The 21485-nt window shown below is 55.0% G+C and carries 18 protein-coding genes; 7 read left to right on the top strand and 11 right to left on the bottom strand.

Going from position 1 to position 21485, the window contains the following annotated elements; all coding sequences use genetic code 11:
- The first annotated feature begins 18 nt into the window (after nucleotides 1-18).
- On the top strand, nucleotides 19-672 hold the full coding sequence (gene rluA, locus DQM29_RS12835) for a bifunctional tRNA pseudouridine(32) synthase/23S rRNA pseudouridine(746) synthase RluA (protein ID WP_111742090.1): 654 nt from the start codon (nucleotides 19-21) through the stop codon (nucleotides 670-672).
- Nucleotides 673-744: 72 nt separating this feature from the next.
- On the opposite strand, the gene DQM29_RS12840 is transcribed toward rluA, so the two are convergent.
- Together DQM29_RS12840 and djlA are read right to left on the bottom strand one after the other, a co-directional pair.
- Nucleotides 745-1269: a P-loop nucleotide/nucleoside kinase family protein gene (locus DQM29_RS12840; protein ID WP_170126531.1), complete on the bottom strand. Its 525-nt coding sequence runs from the start codon at nucleotides 1267-1269 to the stop codon at nucleotides 745-747.
- Between the two features lie 20 nt (nucleotides 1270-1289).
- The gene (djlA, locus tag DQM29_RS12845) at nucleotides 1290-2108 is read right to left on the bottom strand and encodes a co-chaperone DjlA (RefSeq protein ID WP_111741058.1); all 819 of its coding nucleotides are present in this window, start codon (nucleotides 2106-2108) and stop codon (nucleotides 1290-1292) included.
- A gap of 292 nt (nucleotides 2109-2400) precedes the next feature.
- On the opposite strand from djlA, the gene lptD reads away from it, so the two are divergent.
- The 6 genes from lptD to apaH all read left to right on the top strand — a co-directional run bounded on the left by lptD (nucleotide 2401) and on the right by apaH (nucleotide 9209).
- Nucleotides 2401-4752: an LPS assembly protein LptD gene (lptD, locus tag DQM29_RS12850; RefSeq protein WP_111741059.1), complete on the top strand. Its 2352-nt coding sequence runs from the start codon at nucleotides 2401-2403 to the stop codon at nucleotides 4750-4752.
- Between the two features lie 82 nt (nucleotides 4753-4834).
- Nucleotides 4835-6172 carry a peptidylprolyl isomerase SurA gene (gene surA / locus DQM29_RS12855; RefSeq protein ID WP_111742092.1) on the top strand — a complete coding sequence of 446 codons (1338 nt, stop codon included), beginning with the start codon at nucleotides 4835-4837 and terminating at the stop codon, nucleotides 6170-6172.
- Nucleotides 6156-7157, top strand: coding sequence for a 4-hydroxythreonine-4-phosphate dehydrogenase PdxA (gene pdxA, locus DQM29_RS12860; protein WP_111741060.1), 1002 nt, complete (start codon nucleotides 6156-6158; stop codon nucleotides 7155-7157). The genes surA and pdxA overlap by 17 nt, the downstream gene beginning before the upstream one ends.
- On the top strand, nucleotides 7150-7980 hold the full coding sequence (gene rsmA, locus DQM29_RS12865; RefSeq protein WP_111741061.1) for a 16S rRNA (adenine(1518)-N(6)/adenine(1519)-N(6))-dimethyltransferase RsmA: 831 nt from the start codon (nucleotides 7150-7152) through the stop codon (nucleotides 7978-7980). Before pdxA ends, rsmA begins: the two co-directional genes overlap by 8 nt.
- 5 nt (nucleotides 7981-7985) lie before the next feature.
- The gene (apaG, locus tag DQM29_RS12870) at nucleotides 7986-8363 is read left to right on the top strand and encodes a Co2+/Mg2+ efflux protein ApaG (RefSeq protein WP_111741062.1); all 378 of its coding nucleotides are present in this window, start codon (nucleotides 7986-7988) and stop codon (nucleotides 8361-8363) included.
- A gap of 12 nt (nucleotides 8364-8375) precedes the next feature.
- Nucleotides 8376-9209, top strand: coding sequence for a bis(5'-nucleosyl)-tetraphosphatase (symmetrical) ApaH (apaH, locus tag DQM29_RS12875; protein ID WP_111741063.1), 834 nt, complete (start codon nucleotides 8376-8378; stop codon nucleotides 9207-9209).
- Nucleotides 9210-9264: 55 nt separating this feature from the next.
- On the opposite strand, the gene folA is transcribed toward apaH, so the two are convergent.
- The 9 genes from folA to ileS form a co-directional block, all read right to left on the bottom strand.
- Nucleotides 9265-9750 (bottom strand): type 3 dihydrofolate reductase, encoded by a 486-nt coding sequence (gene folA / locus DQM29_RS12880; protein ID WP_111741064.1) that lies wholly within the window; start codon nucleotides 9748-9750, stop codon nucleotides 9265-9267.
- A gap of 66 nt (nucleotides 9751-9816) precedes the next feature.
- The gene (locus DQM29_RS12885) at nucleotides 9817-10281 is read right to left on the bottom strand and encodes a threonine/serine exporter family protein (RefSeq protein ID WP_111741065.1); all 465 of its coding nucleotides are present in this window, start codon (nucleotides 10279-10281) and stop codon (nucleotides 9817-9819) included.
- Nucleotides 10278-11057, bottom strand: a complete 780-nt coding sequence (locus DQM29_RS12890; protein WP_232054918.1) for a threonine/serine exporter family protein — start codon at nucleotides 11055-11057, stop codon at nucleotides 10278-10280. Before DQM29_RS12890 ends, DQM29_RS12885 begins: the two co-directional genes overlap by 4 nt.
- A gap of 176 nt (nucleotides 11058-11233) precedes the next feature.
- Nucleotides 11234-14455, bottom strand: a complete 3222-nt coding sequence (carB, locus tag DQM29_RS12895) for a carbamoyl-phosphate synthase large subunit (protein ID WP_111741066.1) — start codon at nucleotides 14453-14455, stop codon at nucleotides 11234-11236.
- Between the two features lie 18 nt (nucleotides 14456-14473).
- Nucleotides 14474-15625, bottom strand: a complete 1152-nt coding sequence (carA, locus tag DQM29_RS12900; protein WP_111741067.1) for a glutamine-hydrolyzing carbamoyl-phosphate synthase small subunit — start codon at nucleotides 15623-15625, stop codon at nucleotides 14474-14476.
- A gap of 488 nt (nucleotides 15626-16113) precedes the next feature.
- On the bottom strand, nucleotides 16114-16932 hold the full coding sequence (gene dapB, locus DQM29_RS12905; protein WP_111741068.1) for a 4-hydroxy-tetrahydrodipicolinate reductase: 819 nt from the start codon (nucleotides 16930-16932) through the stop codon (nucleotides 16114-16116).
- Between the two features lie 203 nt (nucleotides 16933-17135).
- The gene (gene ispH, locus DQM29_RS12910; RefSeq protein ID WP_111741069.1) at nucleotides 17136-18080 is read right to left on the bottom strand and encodes a 4-hydroxy-3-methylbut-2-enyl diphosphate reductase; all 945 of its coding nucleotides are present in this window, start codon (nucleotides 18078-18080) and stop codon (nucleotides 17136-17138) included.
- Between the two features lie 76 nt (nucleotides 18081-18156).
- A complete protein-coding gene (gene lspA / locus DQM29_RS12915) occupies nucleotides 18157-18642 on the bottom strand; it encodes a signal peptidase II (protein WP_111741070.1) in 486 nt (161 codons plus the stop codon).
- Nucleotides 18642-21458: an isoleucine--tRNA ligase gene (gene ileS, locus DQM29_RS12920; RefSeq protein WP_111741071.1), complete on the bottom strand. Its 2817-nt coding sequence runs from the start codon at nucleotides 21456-21458 to the stop codon at nucleotides 18642-18644. The genes lspA and ileS overlap by 1 nt, the downstream gene beginning before the upstream one ends.
- Between the last annotated feature and the right edge of the window lie 27 nt (nucleotides 21459-21485).

A 21485-nucleotide genomic window follows, 5' to 3' on the forward strand; every position in this document is an offset into this window, starting at 1 on the left:
CCGAGGAACGGCGTCATGATGGAACACTACGATCCGCCAACCGAGCCCTGGCTCCACGTCCTGTATCAGGACGACCACATTATTGTGGTCAACAAGCCAAGCGGTCTGCTGTCGGTGCCGGGTAAAGCGCCCGAGCACCGAGACAGCATCATGACGCGCGTTCAGCGCGATTTCCCCGGTGCGGAGTCCGTTCACCGACTGGACATGGCCACCAGCGGCGTGATGGTGGTGGCGTTAACCAAGGCCGCCGAGCGAGAGCTCAAGCGCCAGTTCCGCGAGCGGGAGCCGAAAAAAAGCTATATCGCGCGGGTGTGGGGGCATTTGGAAAAAGATGAAGGGCTTGTCGATCTGCCGCTTATTTGCGACTGGCCAAACAGACCAAAGCAAAAAGTCTGCTTTGAAACCGGTAAAAGCGCGCAAACCGAATACCAAGTGCTCAGCCGCGATGCGGACGGCTCAACACGTGTTCTACTGATGCCGATTACGGGGCGCTCTCATCAGCTGCGGGTTCACATGCTGGCGCTGGGTCACCCCATTCTTGGGGATAAGTTCTACGCGCATCCAGAAGCAAAAGCCATGGCTCCGCGCCTACAGCTGCACGCGCGAGAGCTGCACATCACCCATCCGAAGTTTGGCGGGCCGATGCACTTTACCTGTGAGGCGGATTTTTAACCGCAGACAGCGGCAATAGATAGATGTAGTAGATAACTAAGATGGTGTGACTATTGTGACGACTAACTGCCGTCATTCGCATCCCTTCAGGTGAGAAAGCAGTTCGTCAACGCAGGTCTTTACGTCTTTCCCTGCCGTATCGATAACGATCCTAGGCTCCTTCCAAGGCCAGTACTCTCTTTCATGCATAATCTGCTGCCAGGTTGGCAGCGTCAGTCCGGGCACATCCGACTGGCGGGACTCAACCCGGCGACGATGCTCGACTTCATCACTACAGATAAACTCAACGTCTAAAGAAGGAACGCCCGCTTCGCGAGCCACCTCTTGCCAGCGCATGCGAGACCAGTCAACGGGATTGACGCAGTCCGCTATCACGCAGTGCCCCAGCAACAGGTTATCTTTTGCCATGGCACAGCAGACTTCGTACCCAGCGATGCCCACATCGCGCTGCAGAACATTTGCGCGGCAAATCGCCTGCTCTGCCGAATCAATTCTTAGATAAACCGCCTGAGTTCGCGCCGCGAGCGCCTTAGCAATAGTGCTTTTGCCAACGCCCGGCAGGCCGCTGAAGACAAGCAACAGATTCTCTCTCATCATGGCGATACGGTCTCCGTGGGCTATTTAAACCCCTTTTCCCGTTTAATTAAGTCGTAGGCGGCCTGAATTTCCTGCGCCTTCTGCTTGGCGAGTTCCATCATTTCCGGCGGCAGCCCTTTGGCCACCAGCTTGTCTGGGTGGTGCTCTGTCATCAGCTTACGATAGGCGCGCTTGATGGTCGCCGCATCGTCTTCGGGCTTAACGCCGAGCACGCTACAGGCGTCAGCGAGAGTTGGCCCTGACTGAGGGCGGTATCCTCCTTGCCCCTGACCTTGCCATCCGCCTCCGCCGCCAAACTGGCGACCGCTTTGAATCATATCCAACAGCCTGTCTAGCTGTATGCGGGAAATGCCCAGCTCTTCGGCAATAACGTGCAGCACTTGGCGCTCGTTGGGGTGCAGCTCACCATCGGCAAAGGCAGCCTGCAGCTGAATCTCGAGAAACATGCGTAAAAGATCGGCGCGCCCAAAGCTAATGGCTCTAAACTCTTTAAGCTTTGCCCGCAGAGGGTAGTTACTCTGTTTACCCTCGCGAAACGCCTGCTGAGCCTCTTCTCGGCGGGTGCCGAACAGCTGCATTCTGTCCATGATCATGGCGGCGTTCTTGATATCCAGCTCTGTCACCCGCCCCTTCGACTTGGTCAAGTGCCCCATAACCTGAAACGTGGTTTGGAAAAACAGCGCCTGACGCGCCTGCTGATTGGCAAAAAAGCCTCCGCGCCGGGCTTTTCTTGTATTGTCGATCATATGACCGACGATCAGCCCAAAAAGAATCGCCCAGAACCCACCGCCGGAGACGATACCCAGCAAAACGCCCAGAATTTTTCCCCAATACTGCATATTGCCCTCAATTGACCATGCCGCGAACTGCAAATTGCATTATCATACTCGCCAAAGATTGAACCGCCTAACGGTGATGGTAAGATTTAACGCTGGAGTAACAGCCGGGAGTAGGCTACTCTCACACGATTTACTTCTGCTAACATGTATACTTGGAAACGTTCGGACTGTCTTTTCAGACAGGTTTTTTGCTGTCTCAGCGCCGAATAAAACGGGTAGAACTCGCTAATACCGCGTAGCTCAAAGGACGATCGGGTATAGCCGCAACAGATGGAATATCAAGACTAAGCGCATGAAAAAACGTTACCCCACTCTGCTGGCCACCACCGTTTGGATGGCTTTATACAGCCAAAACGCCTTGGCCGACAACCCGCTTGCCGAGCAGTGTATGCTCGGTGTTCCAATGTATGAACGCCCTTTGGTTTCAGGCGATCCAAACAGTCTGCCGGTTCACATTGAATCCGACGACAGTCAGGTCAACTATCCTGCCAGCGCTATTTTTACCGGGAACGTCGTCATTGAACAGGGTAACCGGCTGCTGAAGTCTGATGAAGCTGAACTGCATCAAACCCCGCAAGAGGGTCAGCCCGATCCGCTGCGCACCGTAACGGCAACCGGCAACGTTCGGTATGACGACAACATGATCAAGCTCAGCGGGCCAAAAGCGTGGTCTAACCTGAACAGCAAAGACACTGACCTGTATGAAGGCCAGTATCAGATGGTCGGCCGCCAAGGCCGCGGTCAGGCTGACGTGATGAAAGTGCGGGAAAACAACCGCTACGCCATTCTTGAAAACGGTACTTTTACCTCCTGTCTGCCCGGCGATAACAGCTGGAGCCTTGTCGGCTCAGAAATTATCCACGACAGCGAAGAAGAGCTGGCGGAAATCTGGAACGCACGGTTTAAAATCGGCCCTGTCCCGGTTTTCTACAGCCCCTATTTGCAGTTCCCCACGGGCAACAAGCGTCGTTCAGGCTTCCTGTTGCCAAATGCCAAGTACAGCAACACCAGCGGGCTTGAATTTGCCCTGCCGTACTACTGGAATATTGCGCCAAACTTCGATGCCACCATCACTCCGCACTATATCGCTGAACGCGGTATGCAGTATCAGAACGAGTTCCGCTACCTGCTGGCGCCTGGTGCTGGCTTGATGGAGTTCGACTGGCTGAAGGGTGACGACAAATTCTCCACAGACTATCCGGATGAAGAGAACAGCGACCGCTGGCTGTTTTACTGGCGGCACTCCGGCGTCATGAACCAGCACTGGCGCTTTAACGTTGACTACACCAAGCTGAGTGACTACCGCTACCTGAGCGACTTTGACAGCGAATACGGCTCCAGCACCGACGGCTACGCCACCCAGAAATACAGCGTAGGCTACGGCGCACAGAACTGGAACGTCACTGCGGCAATGAAAAAATTCCAGATCTTCTCTCGCGGCGGTAACGCTAACGCCTACCGCGCCGAGCCGCAGGTCGACTTTAACCACTATATGTACGACCTAGCCGGGTTCGATCTCCGCACCTACGCGCAGGTGGCCAAGTTTACCAGCGAGAGCGCCAGCAACCCGAAGGCCGTGCGTTCTCACCTTGAGCCAACTCTCAGCTTCCCGCTGGCTAACCGCTGGGGCAGCATCGATAACGAATTCAAGCTGATGGCGACTCACTATAATCAGGACATTCCTGACTATGCCAAAAACGCCCAGCTAAAAGACTCAGTAACTCGCGTACTGCCGCAGTACAAAATCTCCGGCAAGCTGGTTTTCGATCGCCCTATCGATATGTGGCAGGACTACACTCAGACGCTGGAACCCCGCGTCCAGTATCTGTACGTGCCGTATAAAGATCAGAGCGAGATCAATATTTATGACTCTACGCTGCTGCAGTCTGACTACACGGGCCTGTTCCGCGATCGCTCCTACAGCGGCCTTGACCGCATATCTTCTGCGAATCAGGTCACTACAGGTTTAACTACCCGAGTATACGACGAAGGGCAAAACGAGCGCTTTAACGCCTCTATTGGCCAGATTTACTTCTTTGAAAGATCCCGTACCGGTGACGACAGTAACTACTATTCCAAGACGGATAAAGACAGCGACACCGGCAGCGTTATCTGGGCTGGCGATACCTTCTGGAAGATTAACTCCAACATGGGTCTGCGCGGCGGCGTTCAATACGACACTCGCCTCGACACGATTTCTGTTGCCAACGCCGTTGCGGAATACCGTAAAGACAGCGAACGTGTGCTTCAGCTAAGCTACCGCTACGCCAGCCGTGAGTACATTTCAGCCGTGCTGCCAAACAGAACGGCGAACCCGGCCTACGATCAGGACATTTCTCAGGTTGGTGGCATCGCGACCTGGCCAATTGCCGATCGCTGGTCAATGACGGGCGGCTATTACTATGACACGAAACTAAACAAGGCTGCCGATGGTCTAATAGGCGTTCAGTACAACACATGCTGCTGGGCGGTCGGCGTTCGCTATGAAAGAAAGATCGTCGGTTGGGAAAGCGACAAGTTCAACAGCGAGTACGATAATAAAGTATCGTTCAACGTTGAGCTTCGCGGCCTGAGCAGAAACTACAACCGCGGCGGAACCAAGATGATGGAAAGGGGCATTCTCCCTTACCAGCAGGCCTTCTAAGAGCCTACGCTTCGGTCTGAACACATAACTGTTTATTTTTACGATGAACCCGCTAAAAGCGAATGATGAGATGAAAAAAGTAATGAAAAATTGGAAATCGCTGGCTACCGGCTTAGCGCTGTGCACGTCAGTGGCATCCATGTCGTTGGCATCGTTTAACGCGCTTGCCGCGCCGCAGGGTCAGCACGTCGATCGCGTCGCCGTTGTTGTGAACAACGGAGTGATTCTGGAAAGCGACATCAACACCATGATGGCGTCGGTAAAAAACAGCGCACGCCGCGCGGGTCAGCAGCTTCCTGATGATAGAACGCTTCGCGCTCAAATTACCGAGCGTCTGGTGGTGGACACCATCATCGCCCAGATGGGTGAACGCATGGGAATTAAAATCGATGACGCTCAGGTCGACCGCGCCATTGCTGATATCGCCCGCCAGAACCGCATGGCGCCCGCACAGTTGAAAAGCCGCCTAGCGGCTGAGGGCATCAACTACGGTAAGTATCGTGAGCAGATCCGCAAAGAAATGCTGATGAGTGAAGTCAGAAACAACGAAGTGCGCCGCCGCGTTACCATCCTGCCACAGGAAGTTGACGCCCTGGCCAACCAGATTTCTAAGCAAATCAGCGGCAGCGCTGAGCTTAACCTTAGCCACATTCTAATTGCCATGCCGGAGAATCCAAACGCCGAGCAGGTCGCTAAAGCGAACGAGCTGGCAACCAATCTGGTTGAACAGCTAAAAAATGGCGCAGACTTCGGCAAGCTGGCGGCATCCTTCTCCAACGATCCTCAGGCGCTGAAAGGCGGCCAGATGGGCTGGGCAAAAATGGAAGAGCTGCCGTCCATTTTCTCAAACGATCTGCAAAACTCGAAGAAAGGCGGCATCGTTGGCCCTATTCGATCTAACGTCGGCTTCCACATACTGAAGGTTAACGACATTCGCGGCGAACAAAAGGCGATTTCCGTACTGGAAGTGCACGCCCGCCACATTCTGATCAAGCCCTCTATCGTAATGACAGACGATCAGGCGCGCGCCAAAATTGCCTCTCTTGCCGATGATATCAAGAGCGGTAAAACCTCGTTCCAGGAAGCGGCTCGTAAATATTCAGAAGATCCGGGCTCGGCTCAACAGGGCGGCGACCTTGGCTGGTCATCCCCAGAGTCTTACGATCCGGCTTTCCGCGATGCGCTGATGCGCCTGCAGAAAAACGAAATCAGCCAGCCTGTTCGCTCCTCTTTCGGCTGGCATCTGATCCAGTTTATGGAGTCTCGTCAGGTTGATAAAACCGATGTGGCGCAAAAAGATCGCGCCTACCGCATGCTGTTTAACCGTAAGTTCTCGGAAGAAGTACCAAGCTGGATGCAGGAAGTCCGCGCGGGCGCTTACGTGAAAGTCATGGACAACAGCAGTGGCGCTGCACAGTAGCCCACAGCGGGTCGTCATCACGCCGGGGGAACCCGCCGGCGTGGGGCCAGACCTGACAGTTCAGCTGGCTCAGCAAAGCTGGCCGGTTGAACTGGTTGTCTGCGCCTCAGCAGAGCTCTTGCAACAGCGGGCAGCCCATCTGGGGCTGCCTTTGCAATTACGCCCCTATACGCCCTCTCAGCCTCCTCGCCCACAGGAAGCGGGTACTCTTACTCTGCTGCCAGTGGAGCTACGTGCACCCGCTACGCCGGGTCAGCTCAGCGTCGCAAACGGTCAGTATGTGGTAGAAACCCTTGCTCGCGCCTGCGACGGCTGCCTGAACGGCGAATTTGCCGCCCTGATAACCGGGCCGGTGCACAAGGGTGTGATTAACGATGCGGGCGTTCCCTTTACCGGCCATACCGAATTCTTTGCAGAAAGAAGCCACCGTCAGCGCGTGGTCATGATGCTGGCGACAGAAGAGCTGCGCGTTGCGCTGGCAACCACCCACCGCCCCCTGTCGCAGGTCTCCGCGGCCGTGACGCCGCAAAGCCTGACAGAGACGATAGAAATCCTTTATCGCGATCTGCAGGAAAAGTTTGGCCTTACTCAGCCCTGTATCTATGTCTGCGGCCTGAACCCTCACGCGGGTGAAGGCGGCCATATGGGTCGAGAAGAAATTGACGTCATTATTCCCACACTGGACTCACTGCGCCAGCGCGGGATGAATTTGGTTGGGCCTCTGCCCGCCGACACGCTGTTTCAGCCCAAATACTTACAGCATGCCGACGCCGTGCTGGCCATGTACCACGATCAGGGGTTGCCGGTATTAAAATATCAGGGCTTTGGCAGAGCCGTTAACATCACGCTGGGCCTGCCCTTTATCCGTACGTCGGTCGATCACGGCACTGCGCTGGATCTGGCTGCCACAGGGCAAGCCGACGCAGGGAGCTTCACCGTTGCTCTTAATCTCGCTATAAAGATGATAAATAATCGTAATGAATAATAGAGTTCACCAAGGCCACTTCGCCCGCAAACGCTTCGGGCAAAACTTTTTAAGCGATACCTATGTCATTGACAGCATTGTTTCGGCTATTCACCCGCTGTCGGGTCAAGCCATGCTGGAAATCGGCCCCGGGCTTGCGGCACTGACCGAGCCCGTCGCCGAGCGGATAGACCACCTGAACGTTATCGAGCTGGACAGAGATTTGGCCGCTCGGCTGGCGGTCAACCCCAAACTGAAAGACAAGTTGACTATCTACCAGCAAGACGCCATGACCTTTGACTTCGCGGCGCTGTCTAAAGAGCTGGGTCAGCCGCTCAGAGTGTTCGGCAACCTGCCCTACAACATTTCAACTCCGCTGATGTTCCACCTTTTTAGCTATACTGGAGCTATCAGCGACATGCATTTCATGCTGCAAAAAGAAGTGGTCAATCGCCTGGTCGCCAGTGAAAACAGCAAGGCCTACGGCAGGCTCAGCGTGATGGCGCAGTATTACTGCCGAGTAATTCCGGTGCTGGAAGTTCCTCCTACCGCCTTTAAGCCCGCGCCCAAAGTGGACTCGGCAGTCGTCAGGCTCATTCCACACGCGACTCTGCCCTACCCCGTAGAGGACGTTCGCCTGCTCGGTCGCCTGACGACAGAGGCCTTTAACCAGCGCAGAAAAACCATCCGTAACAGCTTGGGTAACCTGTTTACAGCAGACCAGCTGACCGAGCTTGGATTGGACTTAAACATGCGGGCGGAAAACGTCTCTGTTGAACAATACTGCAAGATGGCCAACTGGCTGTCGCAGCGCGGCGTTTCACCGCAGGCTGAACAGGAATAACCATTATGATCGATAAGCCCCGGATTTGTATTCAGGCACAGAGCTTCTACGTTGAGGCTCAGTCGCAGCCAGAAGAGGATCGCTTTGTGTTTGCCTATACCATGACGGTACGCAATCTGGGGCGCGAACAGGTGCAGTTGATGGGCCGCTACTGGCTTATCACTAACGCAAACGGCAAGCAGACTGAAGTTCAGGGGGAAGGCGTCGTTGGCGAACAGCCCCTGATCCTGCCCGGCGGAGAATATCAGTACACCAGCGGTGCGGTGCTGGAAACGCCGCTGGGGACCATGGAGGGGCACTACAAAATGATCGACAGCGACGGTCGCCCCTTTGAAGTCATTATTCCGGTCTTTCGCCTCGCCATTACCTCTCTGATTCACTAGGGCTTCACTGTTATGGCAACACTGTTAGTGGGCGACGTCCACGGCTGTTTTAATGAACTGCAGTCCGTTTTGGCACAGGCCGACTTTAATCCCCAAAAGGACACCCTGTGGCTCACTGGCGATCTGGTTGCCCGAGGCCCTGACTCTTTAGAAGTGCTGCGCTATGTTTGCTCACTGGGAGACTCCGCCCGCTTAGTCCTAGGCAATCACGACCTGCACCTGCTGGCAATATACGCAGGCATTAGCCGCAACAAGCCTAAAGATAACCTGACTCCCCTTCTGGAAGCGCCGGACTGCGATACGCTGATCAACTGGCTGCGTCGCCAGCCGGTTCTTCAGGTAGATGAAGAGCAAAAAATCATTATGGGGCACGCGGGTATCAGCCCGCAGTGGGATCTGGCAACCGCCAAGCGCTGCGCGCGCGAGGTTGAGGCCATTCTCTCCAGCGACAGCTATCCGCTGTTTCTTGACGCCATGTACGGCGACCTGCCCAACTGCTGGAATGACGACTTATCCGGGCTTCCCCGCCTGCGCTACAGCACCAATGCTCTCACCCGCATGCGCTACTGCTACCCAAACGGCTGTCTGGATATGATCTGCAAGGACATTCCTCAAAAAGCGCCAGCCCCTCTCAAGCCCTGGTTCAGCCTTAACGGCCCCGTGGCACAGGAGTTTTCGATTGTCTTTGGTCACTGGGCTTCGCTGGAAGGGGAAGGCACACCTGAAGGCGTCTACGCCCTCGATACCGGCTGCTGCTGGGGTGGACAGCTCACGCTGCTGCGCTGGGAAGACAAGCGCTATTTCTACCAGCCCTCGCTGGCACAAGAGCACGCAGACCCCATCTAACCCACTTAGCCTATTAAAACAAACCGGGCCAAACGGCCCGGGTAACAAATAGCGTCTAGCGAACGCGCTCTAGTATCTCAAAGCGGTACGCGTGACCGTTCTTTTCGTCCGCCTCGTGCCGTTCAGAAAAATGCTGAGTCCAGCTGTAGCGCTGGTAGTCAGGGAAATGGGTATCACCGGCAGGCGACGCTTCAATATGCGTCAGGTAGAGTCTATCGGCTCTTTCCAGCGCCTGTTGATAAACGTTACCTCCGCCTATCACCATCACTTCATCTACGCTACCCGCTTCGACAAACGCCTGCTCCAGCGTCGTTACCCAAACCACCCGATCGTCACTTTGGCTCTGGCGGCTAATAACGATGTTCTTACGCCCCGGCAGCGGCCTGCCGATAGACTCATAGGTTTTACGTCCCATAATCACCGGCTTGTTGAGGGTGTTTTGCTTAAACCAGGCGAGATCTGCCGGCAGGTGCCACGGCATGGCGTTATCAGCGCCGATAGTTCGGTTATCTGCCATGGCGGCAATCAGGCTAACGATCATAACGGTGTCCCTTTATTATTTGTTCTATTAATTGTTCGAAAGCTCTACCGAGCACTGCATCAAGCACTACACGCTTGGGCGTCGGCGATAAATCCACAGTGCCGGAAGAGAAAGTCCAATAGAAAGCGCACCGACGATAAACGACGCCCTCAAAAAGTAAGTTATCAGCGTTTCAAACAGCTGCGGCGAATAGCCCTTGTGGGACAACTCAACCAAAGCAATCATCGCCTTATAGGCGAATACGCCGGGAAACATCGGAATAACCGCCGCCACAGTGAACACTTTCGGATGCGCCAAAAAGCGCCGCGACCAGCGAATGCCGATAGAGCCTATCAGCATACTGGTCAGCAGTGTGCTCCACTCCAGCGGCAGCTGATAGTATATCAACACGGTACGAAAGCCGTACCCTATTGCCCCCAGCAGCGCACAGTACTTCAGCGCTTTCACCGGGACGTTAAACACCAGCGCAAAGCCCACGGCGGGTACAGACGCCAACAGCATATTTTCAATCAGCGTAAGAATCAGGTTCATAGCCAGCTCCTAAATCCCCAAACCGCCATTGCTACCACCACACCGATACAGGTAGACAGCGTCAGCAGGCTCGCCATTGTCCAGCGGGCAATGCCGGTATTGATATGGCCTTTAAACATATCAGCGACGGCATTGATAAGCGGAAAGCCCGGCACCAGCAGTAATACACAGGAAGCCATGGCAATAGGTGCTTTAGAGATATCGAGCCAGTTCACCAGCCAGCCTGACGCAGTCGTCGCGACAAACGCCGTGGCGAAAAAGTTGATAAGAGGATTCATCTGGATGGAAGTCAGCACCTGTCGGGCATACATCGCCAAGGCACTGGCAAAGAAGGTGGTGGTCACGGTATCGAGATTTCCCCCAGCCAGCCGACAAAAGCAGGCGCAGGATAGCCCAACCATCACCACCATCAGCCAGCGCGGGTAGCGCAGCGGCTTGATGTTATCCAGGCGTTTTTGTACCTGTTCGATATCCAGTAGGCGGTGCTCGGCCAGAATGACGATGCGCTGCACTTCCGTTACCACGTGCATATTGATGCCGCGGTCGATGTTCTTGCGAGTGGAGGTCACACAGTGCCCCCGGTGAATAGTACTCAGCACCACAGCGTTAGCGGAAATGGAGCTTTCCACGTTCTCAACGCCCAGCGCAACCCCCAAGCGACTAGACAGCTGTTCAACCAGCATACTTTCCGCACCGTGCTGAAGCAGCAGCAGGGCGCACTGAATGCACAGTCGGGTAATCTCCCGCTGGCGGTGCTCTATATGGTCAGACTCCACGCGTTTCACCTGACAAAAAAGGATGACAATCAGAAAGGACCGTAAGCATAGCACCGAGACTTAAGCGGCTTCAAATGGCGCGGGCCCTTACAACGCTATTTCTTTCATTTTAGAAAGAAAAAAGAAAGCCCGCGAGTCGTGCACTTTCGCGGGCTTTTTACTGACTTAAATAACGGCTATTTTAAGAGCCGATGCATTTCCTGTACGGAAATCACCTTCTCTGTCGCATCAGCGTTCATCGCCATGGTGGTGGCAAAGCCGCCGTTCAGCGTGGTGTCGTAATGCACCTTGTACTGCAGCGCGCTGCGGCGGATAAGCTTCGAGTCCTCAATCGCCTGACGCCCCTCAGTGGTGTTAACGATATAGTCGTATTCGCCGTTCTTGATCCTGTCCTGAATGTGCGGACGACCTTCATGCACCTTGTTCACCAGCCGTGGATTAATGCCCGCTTCCCCCAGAACAACCGCTGTACCGTGAGTAGCGTCTAGGTCGAAGCCCTGCTTAAGCAGTTTAGCGGCTAGGTCGACAACGCGGGACTTGTCCCCTTCGCGCACGGAGAGCAGCGCGCGCCCTTTCGGGATACGCCGCGAGCTGCTGCCCAGCATCGCCTTGGCGAAGGCCTCGGCAAAGCTGCGGCCTACGCCCATCACTTCACCGGTTGAGCGCATTTCCGGCCCAAGGATAGGGTCTACGCCGGGGAACTTGTTAAACGGCAGAACCACCTCTTTTACCGAGTAGTACGGTGGGATCACCTCTTTCGTCACGTTCTGCTCAACCAGCGACTTGCCGACCATCACGCGGGCAGCTACTTTTGCCAGCGGAACACCCGTTGCCTTGGAGACAAACGGTACGGTGCGCGCCGCGCGCGGGTTCACTTCAATCAGGTAGACATCGTTGCCCTTGACGGCAAACTGCACGTTCATCAGTCCGCGCACGCACAGCTCAAACGCCAGCTTTTCTACCTGACGGCGCATCTCGTCCTGAATATCCTGACTGAGGGTATAGGCCGGCAGCGAACAGGCCGAGTCACCGGAGTGCACGCCCGCCTGCTCGATGTGCTCCATAATGCCGCCAATCAGTACACGCTCACCGTCGCAGATGGCGTCGACGTCCACTTCAATCGCATCGTCGAGGAAGCGATCCAGCAGTACCGGGGCATCGTTAGAGACGCTGACGGCAGTCTGGAAGTAGCGGCGCAGGTCGCCTTCGTCATAGACAATCTCCATAGCTCGGCCACCCAGCACGTAGGATGGGCGCACCACCAGTGGATAGCCAATCGTCGCCGCCTTGTCCACCGCCATTTCAATGGTCGATACCGTAGCGTTAGCGGGCTGGCGTAGCCCCAGGCGAACCACCGCCTGCTGGAAACGTTCACGGTCTTCAGCTCGGTCGATAGCGTCCGGCGAAGTGCCGATAACCGGTACGCCTGCGGCTTCAAGGTCTCTCGCCAGCTTCAGCGGCGTCTGGCCGCCATACTGGACGATAACGCCCTGCGGCTGCTCAACGCGCACGATTTCCAGCACGTCTTCCAGCGTGACCGGCTCAAAGTAGAGGCGGTCAGAGGTGTCGTAGTCAGTGGAAACGGTTTCCGGGTTACAGTTGACCATGATGGTCTCATAGCCGTCTTCACGCAGCGCCATGGAGGCGTGTACGCAGCAGTAGTCAAACTCAATGCCCTGCCCGATACGGTTTGGCCCACCGCCCAGCACCATGACTTTCGGCCGATCGCTGTTCGGCTTGGCTTCACACTCTTCTTCATAAGTGGAGTACATATAGGCGGTGTCAGTGGCAAACTCTGCCGCACAGGTGTCGACCCGCTTATAGACTGGATAAAGGCTGAACTTATGGCGCAGCTTGCGCACTTCTGCTTCCGAAACGCCAGCCAGTTTGGCTAAGCGCGCGTCGGCAAAGCCTTTGCGCTTGAGCTGGCGCAGGAAAGTCTCATCCAACCCAGTGACGCCCAGTTCAGCGACCTTCGCCTCTAGCTTAACCAGCTCCTCGATTTGCACTAGGAACCAGCGGTCGATGTTGGTCAGATTAAAGATGCCGTCAACCGACATCCCCGCGCGGAAAGCATCGGCGATGTACCAAATCCGCTCGGCGCCCGCCTCTTTCAGCTCGCGGCGAATACGGGTCAGCGCGTCAGCGTCGTCCAGATTGACTTTCGGGTCAAAGCCGGTTGCTCCCACTTCCAGACCACGCAGCGCCTTTTGCAGCGACTCTTGCTGAGTGCGGCCTATCGCCATCACCTCCCCAACTGACTTCATCTGAGTCGTCAGGCGGTCGTTAGCGCCGGCGAACTTCTCAAAGTTAAAGCGAGGGATTTTGGTCACGACGTAGTCAATAGAAGGCTCAAACGAGGCCGGGGTTCTGCCGCCGGTAATATCGTTCATCAGCTCGTCGAGGGTGTAGCCTACCGCCAGCTTGGCCGCAATCTTGGCGATGGGGAAGCCCGTCGCTTTAGAAGCCAGCGCCGAGGAGCGCGACACCCTAGGGTTCATTTCAATGACAATCAGCCGCCCATTCTTCGGGTTAACTGAAAACTGCACGTTCGAGCCACCGGTCTCAACGCCAATCTCGCGCAGCACCGCCATCGAGGCGTTGCGCATAATTTGGTACTCTTTGTCCGTCAGGGTTTGAGCGGGAGCGACGGTAATGGAGTCCCCGGTGTGAATGCCCATCGCGTCGAAGTTTTCGATGGAACACACGATGATGCAGTTGTCATTCTTGTCCCGCACCACTTCCATTTCATACTCTTTCCAACCGATCAGCGATTCGTCAATCAGCAGCTCTTTGGTGGGTGACAAATCCAGACCGCGCTCGCAAATCTCTTCAAACTCTTCCCGGTTATAGGCAATACCGCCGCCGGTGCCGCCCATGGTGAAAGACGGGCGAATAATGCAGGGGAAACCGACGTCTGCCGCGACGGCGTACGCCTCTTCCATGTTGTGAGCTATACCGGAGCGGGCAGTGTCCAGACCAATTTTTTTCATCGCTTTGTCAAAGCGCTGGCGATCTTCGGCTTTATCAATCGCGTCGGCGGTAGCGCCAATCATGGTGACGCCAAACTCGGCCAACACGCCTTGGCGCTCCAGCTCCAGCGCACAGTTCAGCGCCGTCTGGCCGCCCATAGTAGGCAGCACCGCGTCCGGGCGCTCTTTTTCAATAATCTTGCGCACCACTTCCCAATGAATGGGTTCAATATAGGTGGCATCGGCCATCTCCGGGTCGGTCATAATGGTGGCCGGGTTGGAGTTAACCAGAATAACGCGATAGCCCTCTTCTCTGAGAGCCTTGCACGCCTGTGCCCCAGAGTAGTCAAATTCGCAGGCCTGGCCGATAACGATCGGGCCAGCACCAAGGATCAGGATACTTTTAATGTCTGTACGTTTTGGCATGGTCAATGGCTCCCGATCTTAGTTTGCTTTATTTGTGCGGTAGATCTGAATCAGTTCAATAAAGTGGTCAAACAGCGGGGCTGCATCGTGCGGCCCGGGGCTGGCCTCCGGGTGCCCTTGGAAGCTAAAGGCGGGGCGATCTGTCCGGTGGATACCCTGTAACGTGCCGTCAAACAGTGACTTGTGCGTTGTGCGCAGGTTAGCAGGCAGTGTCGATTCATCAACGGCAAAGCCGTGGTTCTGGGCGGTAATCATCACTGTGTTACCGTCAAGATCTTTCACCGGATGGTTGCCACCGTGGTGACCAAACTTCATCTTCTTGGTTTTCGCTCCGCTGGCCAGCGCCAACAGCTGGTGGCCTAGGCAGATGCCAAAAACCGGCACGTCGGTGGTCAGAAAGTGTGATATCGCCTGAATGGCATAGTCACAGGGGGCTGGGTCACCGGGGCCGTTGGAAAGAAAGATGCCATCAGGGTTCATCGCCAGCACGTTTTCTGCCGGAGTCTGGGCGGGCACTACCGTCAGGCGGCAGCCGCGATCCACCAGCATGCGCAGAATGTTACGCTTTGCGCCGTAGTCATAAGCGACTACGTGGTAGGGAAGTTCGCTTTCACTGCTTGCTGCCGGCAGCTCTCCCTCCAGCGTCCAGCTTCCCTGTGTCCAGCTGTAGGCTTCTTTCGTTGTGACTTCTTTCGCTAAGTCCATTCCTTCTAGCCCAGGGAAGGCCTGCGCTTTCTCTAGAGCCAGCGCAGCGTCGGGCGCATCACCGGCGATAATGCAGCCGTTTTGAGCGCCTTTCTCACGAAGCAAACGCGTCAGCTTACGGGTATCGATATCCGCAATGGCGACGATATTGTTGCGCTTTAAGTAGTCTGACAGGCTTTCCTGACTGCGGTAGTTGCTGGCAATCAGGGGGAGGTCGCGAATAATCAGCCCCTGCGCGTGTACGGCGGAGGACTCTTCATCTGCTGCATTGGTACCGATGTTGCCGATATGGGGATAGGTAAGAGTAACGATTTGGCGTGAATAGGATGGATCAGTCAGAATTTCTTGATAACCGGTCATGGAAGTATTGAATACCACTTCCCCAACCGCCGTACCTACGGCCCCTATTGCGCGGCCTTTAAATTGGGTTCCATCTTCCAGAACCAGTAGCGCGGTTTTACTCAAAGCACCCTCCCAGATAGAATAAACAGTCAAAAATAGTGAATATTAATTCATTTAACTATACCTTCTAAATAGGCACAAAAAAAGCCTCATCGGCAAATTTTGAGCAAATTGGGCGCATTCTAAAGACAGGTGCGTCCTTTGTCCACTAAAACACACATATTTTAGTTTATTTTGAGGCTTTCGCATTAAAATAAAGTCATAATCAAAGAAAAAATCAGGTAACAATGGAAAAGTAAACGATTGCTATCCATTTCGCTTAATAAGCCTTGTTGAAATTGATAGGAATAGCAAAAAATAGAACTTCGATGTAAAAAATAGATCAAAAAAATAAGATAACTTATAAAAATAAATAAATTTAATGAAAAACAAAACCAAGCCCCATAAAATCAAATAAAAACTTATCCATATAAATTTAAAGGAGAAAAAATGATAAAAAAAAGACAAAGCCAAAGCCTTGTCTTTTAAAATTTGAATTTTAAATACAGAAATTAGTCATTCAAAGATAAAACATCTCTCATGCTGTATAAACCAGATTTATACTGACTCAGCCATTCAGCAGCGCGCACTGCGCCGTTGGCAAACGTCATTCTGCTTGACGCCTTGTGGGTAATTTCAACTCTCTCACCAATGTCGGCAAACATCGCTGTGTGCTCACCCACGATGTCCCCAGCGCGCAGCGTCGCAAAGCCGATCGTCTGGCGGTCGCGCTCGCCGGTGTGCCCTTCCCGACCGTACACGGCACACTTTTTCAAATCTCTGCCGAGCGTGTTAGCAATAGCCTCTCCCATTGCCAGCGCGGTTCCTGAAGGTGCATCCACTTTATGCCGATGGTGGGCTTCAATAATTTCAATATCGGTATAGTCGCCCATAACCTTGGCGGCCTGCTCAAGCAGCTTCAGCACCAGATTCACGCCTACGCTAAAGTTGGCGGCAAACACAATGGGGATCTCCCTCGCGGCAGTATCGATAGCGGCTTTTCCTGCATCGTCAAAACCTGTCGTACCGATCACCATGCCCTTACGGTGCTGGCGGCAAAAGGCAATGTGCGCCAGAGTACCTTCCGGACGGGTAAAATCGATGAAAATATCGAAATCGTTAGCCACTGCGTCAAGGCTGTCATTAATCTTTACGCCGACCGCACCAATACCGGCCAGTTCACCCGCGTCTACGCCAACCAGTGATGAGCCTTCGCGCTCCAGCGCTGCACCCAGTACTACGCCCTCGGCCTGAGAGACGGCCTGAATCAGTTGACGCCCCATACGCCCGCCGGCACCGGCGATGGCAATCCTAACCTGTTTCGTTGACATGCTGTTCCTCTAAATAGTTAACGCTATGGTTACGGGTCAGATTAACGCCCTCTCCCATCGCGTGACAAACACATTTACTTATTCTTCAGTCGGTTCGAACAGTTATTCTTATGTTCAACCCCGTAGAGATAAACCAAATACGCACAAAAACGGGCTGAAAAATCAGCCCGCTAACAAACCTACTGCCTGAACGCTATCGGGAATTAATCGACCTGCTTTACCCGCAGTTCTTTCGGCACTTCAAACACAATACTTTCTTCGCGCCCTTCCATTTCAACGGCGGGTTCACCGCCCAGCGCGCGTAGCTTATCTATCACCGCCTGAACCAGAACATCAGGCGCCGATGCGCCTGCAGTAACGCCCACAGAGGCAGCGCCCTTCAGCCAGACTTCCTGAATGTCGCTTGCGGTATCAATCAGGTAGGCGGGCTTTCCTACCCGCTGCGCCAACTCAGCCAGCCGGTTGGAGTTAGATGAATTTTTGGAACCCACGACCAGCACCACGTCAGCACCCTGCGCCAAATTGCGCACAGCCTCCTGTCGGTTAGTGGTCGCGTAGCAGATGTCGTCTTTACGCGGCCCGATAATATCCGGGAAGCGCTCGCGCAGGGCGTCAATAATATCCGATGTATCGTCAACAGAGAGCGTTGTCTGCGTCATAAAGCACAGGTTGCGCTCGTTCTTGACGTTAAGATTCCAGACGTCCTCCGGTGACTCCACCAGATACATCCCGCCCTCTTGGTTGCTGTACTGTCCCATCGTGCCTTCCACTTCAGGGTGCCCAGCGTGGCCGATCAGGATCGCTTCACGCCCCTTGCGGCTGGCGCGAGCCACCTCCATATGCACTTTGGTCACCAGCGGGCAGGTGGCATCAAATACGGTGAGATCCCGCGCCTTCGCCTCAGCGCGAACCGCCTGAGAAACGCCGTGCGCAGAAAAAATCAGAATAGCGCCGTCTGGCACTTCACTCAGCTGTTCAATAAATACCGCACCGCGATCGCGCAGGCTGTCGACAACATAGCGGTTATGCACCACTTCATGGCGAACATAAATAGGCGCACCGTAAATTTCCAGCGCGCGCTCAACAATGCTGATTGCCCGGTCGACCCCGGCACAAAAGCCGCGGGGGTTTGCCAACAAAATCTGCATGCTTATTCTCCAGACGGATAACAGAAGCGAGCGCCCGCATTGGACGCTCGCCGTATATGCACTCGCGTAGCCGAACCTAGTCGGCAGCCTTCTCTTTTTTAAAGATAAAGCCTTCCAGCACGACCATCACTGCGCCGATACAGATCGCACAGTCAGCGACGTTAAACGTCGGGTAGTGCCAGTCGCCGATATAAAAGTCAAAAAAGTCGACAACAAAGCCGTGATACAGGCGATCGAACAGGTTGCCCAGCGCACCGCCGATAATTAACGCAAAGGCGATATTGCTCCAGCGCTCTAGCGCCCGTGAACGGTACATCATCACGATAAGCACCGTGGTGATCGTCACCGCTACCGCCGCCAGCGCCCAGCGCTGCCCCATAAAGGAGCTGAAAGCGGCGCCGTAGTTGCGGGCATAGTAAAGATTAAAGAACGGCAGAAGATCGACAGACTCTCCCAACTGAAACTTACTGATGACCACGAACTTAGTGAGCAAGTCCACAACCAGTACGACGACCGCTAGCCAAAGCCAGCGGACGCCCGTTGATAAAATAGGCTTCTTCATCAGGCAAACTTACGCTCTTCGCCCTGCCCCGCAACGTTAGTTGCGCAGCGACCGCACAGCTCCGGCTGCTCGGCGTTTTGGCCAACGTCCTGAGTATAGTGCCAGCAGCGCGGGCACTTGCAGCCAGGCGCTTTAGCCAATCCGACCTTAAGCCCTTTGAGCATTTCGCTCTGCTGAGCATCCGATGCGGCATTCGCCAGAGGCGCAACCTTCGCGCCAGAGGTCAGCAGCACAAAGCGAAGCTCATCCTGCAGCGCATTCAGCCGGTTCTCAAGCTCAGGCTCTGCGTACAGCGTGACTGATGCTTCCAGCGAGCCGCCGATAAGCTTATCAGCGCGCGCCTGCTCCAGCACCTTGTTCACTTCACCGCGCACTTTCAGCAGCGAATCCCAGTATTCGTCGTTCATTGACTCACCGTCAGCCAGACCAAACAGCCCCTGATACCATTCGCCGGTAAAGACAAAGGCATCGCGCTCGCCCGGCAGGTACTGCCAGATTTCATCGGCGGTAAAGGACATCACCGGCGCCATCCAGCGCACTAGCGCTTCGGCAATATGATAAAGCGCCGTCTGACAGCTGCGACGCGCCAGACTGTCGCCCTTGGCGGTGTACTGGCGATCTTTGATGATATCCAGATAGAAAGAGCCCATCTCGATGGAGCAGAACTGCATCAGTCGCTGAATAACCACGTGGAAGTCGTAGTTATCGTAGCTATAGGCAATTTCCTGCTGCGCCTGCAGCGCTTTGCCTACCGCCCAGCGGTCCAGCACTACCATCTCTTCCGGCTTCACCATATCGCGCACCGGATCGAAACCATTAAGGTTCGCCAGCAGGAAGCGGGCGGTGTTGCGAATACGGCGGTAGGCGTCAGCAGAGCGCTTGAGGATCTCGTCAGACACGGCAATCTCACCGGTATAGTCTGTAGAGGCCACCCACAGGCGCAGAATGTCGCCGCCCAGCTTGTTCATGACTTCTTGAGGGCTAACAGTGTTGCCGATAGACTTCGACATCTTACGACCCTGACCGTCAACGGTAAATCCGTGAGTCAGCACTTCACGATAGGGCGCTTTGCCCTTCATGGCGGTAGAGATCATCAGGGATGACATAAACCAGCCGCGGTGCTGATCCGAGCCTTCCAGATACATATCGGCGCTGTGGCCGTGGAATTCGGGACGAACGTCAACCACAGAAGCGTGCGTCGACCCAGAGTCGAACCACACGTCCAGCGTATCCGGCACTTTAACGTAGTCGGCCGCTTCATCACCTAGCAGATCTTTTGGATCGAGATCCCACCAGGCCTGAATACCGTGCTCTTCTACGCGCTGGGCCACCTGCTCCATCAGCTCCAGTGAACGAGGATGCAGCGCATCCGTCTCTTTATGGACGAACAGCGACATTGGCATACCCCAAGTGCGCTGGCGAGAGATACACCAGTCAGGGCGGTTTTCTACCATGCTTTCGATACGCGCCTGCCCCCAGTCCGGGATCCAGCGTACTTTCTTGATCTCAGCCAGAGACTGCTTACGCAGGCCGTTCTGATCCATGCTGACAAACCACTGCGGCGTCGCGCGGAAAATAATCGGCGACTTGTGGCGCCAGCAGCAGGGGTAGCTGTGCTGTAATTTTTCAACGTGCAGCAGCGCACCGCGGCTTTTCAGCAGTTCAACGATAACGTCATTGGCCTTAAACACGTTCATGCCGTCCAGCCCTTCGCCGGTGCCGGGCAGGTAGCAGCCGTCAGGGCCAACCGGGTTGGCGACTTCAAGACCGTACTTCAAACCAATAGTATAGTCGTCAGGGCCGTGGCCCGGCGCGGTATGAACGGCACCGGTACCGGCGTCCAGCGTAACGTGCTCGCCCAAAACGATCGGCACGTCGAAGTTCAGGAACGGGTGCTTAAAGCGCATCAGCTCAAGGTCAGCCCCTTTGGCACAGCCCAGAACCGCCCAGCGTTCAATACCGGCGCGCTTCATGACGCTCTCAACCAGCTCAGCGGCCAGAATCAGCGTGCCATCCTCCACCTGCACCAGCTGGTAATCAAATTCAGGGTGCAAAGAGATAGCGCGGTTAGCCGGCAGAGTCCACGGCGTGGTAGTCCAGATAACGGAATAAATCGGCCCATCGACGCGGTGAACGCCAAAGGCTTTAGCGACAGCAGCCGGATCGACGGCGGCAAAGCGCACGTCAATAGACGGCGACGTTTTATCGTAGTACTCCACTTCGGCTTCCGCCAAGGAAGAGCCACAGTCGATACACCAGTGCACTGGCTTAGCGCCCTTGTGCAGGTGACCGTTAGCGATGATTTTACCCAGCGCGCGGATGATGTTGGCTTCCGTCTGGTAGGCCATGGTCAGATAGGGGTTGTCCCAGTCGCCCAGCACGCCGAGGCGGATAAAGTCTTTCTTCTGCCCTTCCACCTGGCCGGCAGCATAGCTGCGGCAGGCCTTGCGGAACTCTGATGCGCTGATTTTTTCGCCGGGTTTACCCACTAGCTGTTCAACCTTCAGCTCAATCGGCAGCCCGTGGCAGTCCCAGCCGGGAACGTAAGGCGCATCAAAACCCGCCAAGCTTTTTGACTTGATGATAATGTCTTTAAGAATCTTGTTGACCGCGTGACCAATGTGAAGATCGCCGTTGGCATAGGGAGGGCCATCGTGAAGAATAAACGTTTTCTTACCCTTCTTGGCCTGGCGAATCGCACCGTACAGGTCCGCTTCATACCAACGCTTCAGCATATCCGGCTCGCGCTTGGCAAGATCGCCGCGCATCGGAAAGCCGGTTTCTGGCAGGTTCAACGTGTTCTTATAGTCAGTCATTCGATTCTCTGTTCCATTATCTCGACA

Origin of the sequence: Leminorella richardii (assembly GCF_900478135.1) — a bacterium.
GTDB lineage: Bacteria > Pseudomonadota > Gammaproteobacteria > Enterobacterales > Enterobacteriaceae > Leminorella > Leminorella richardii.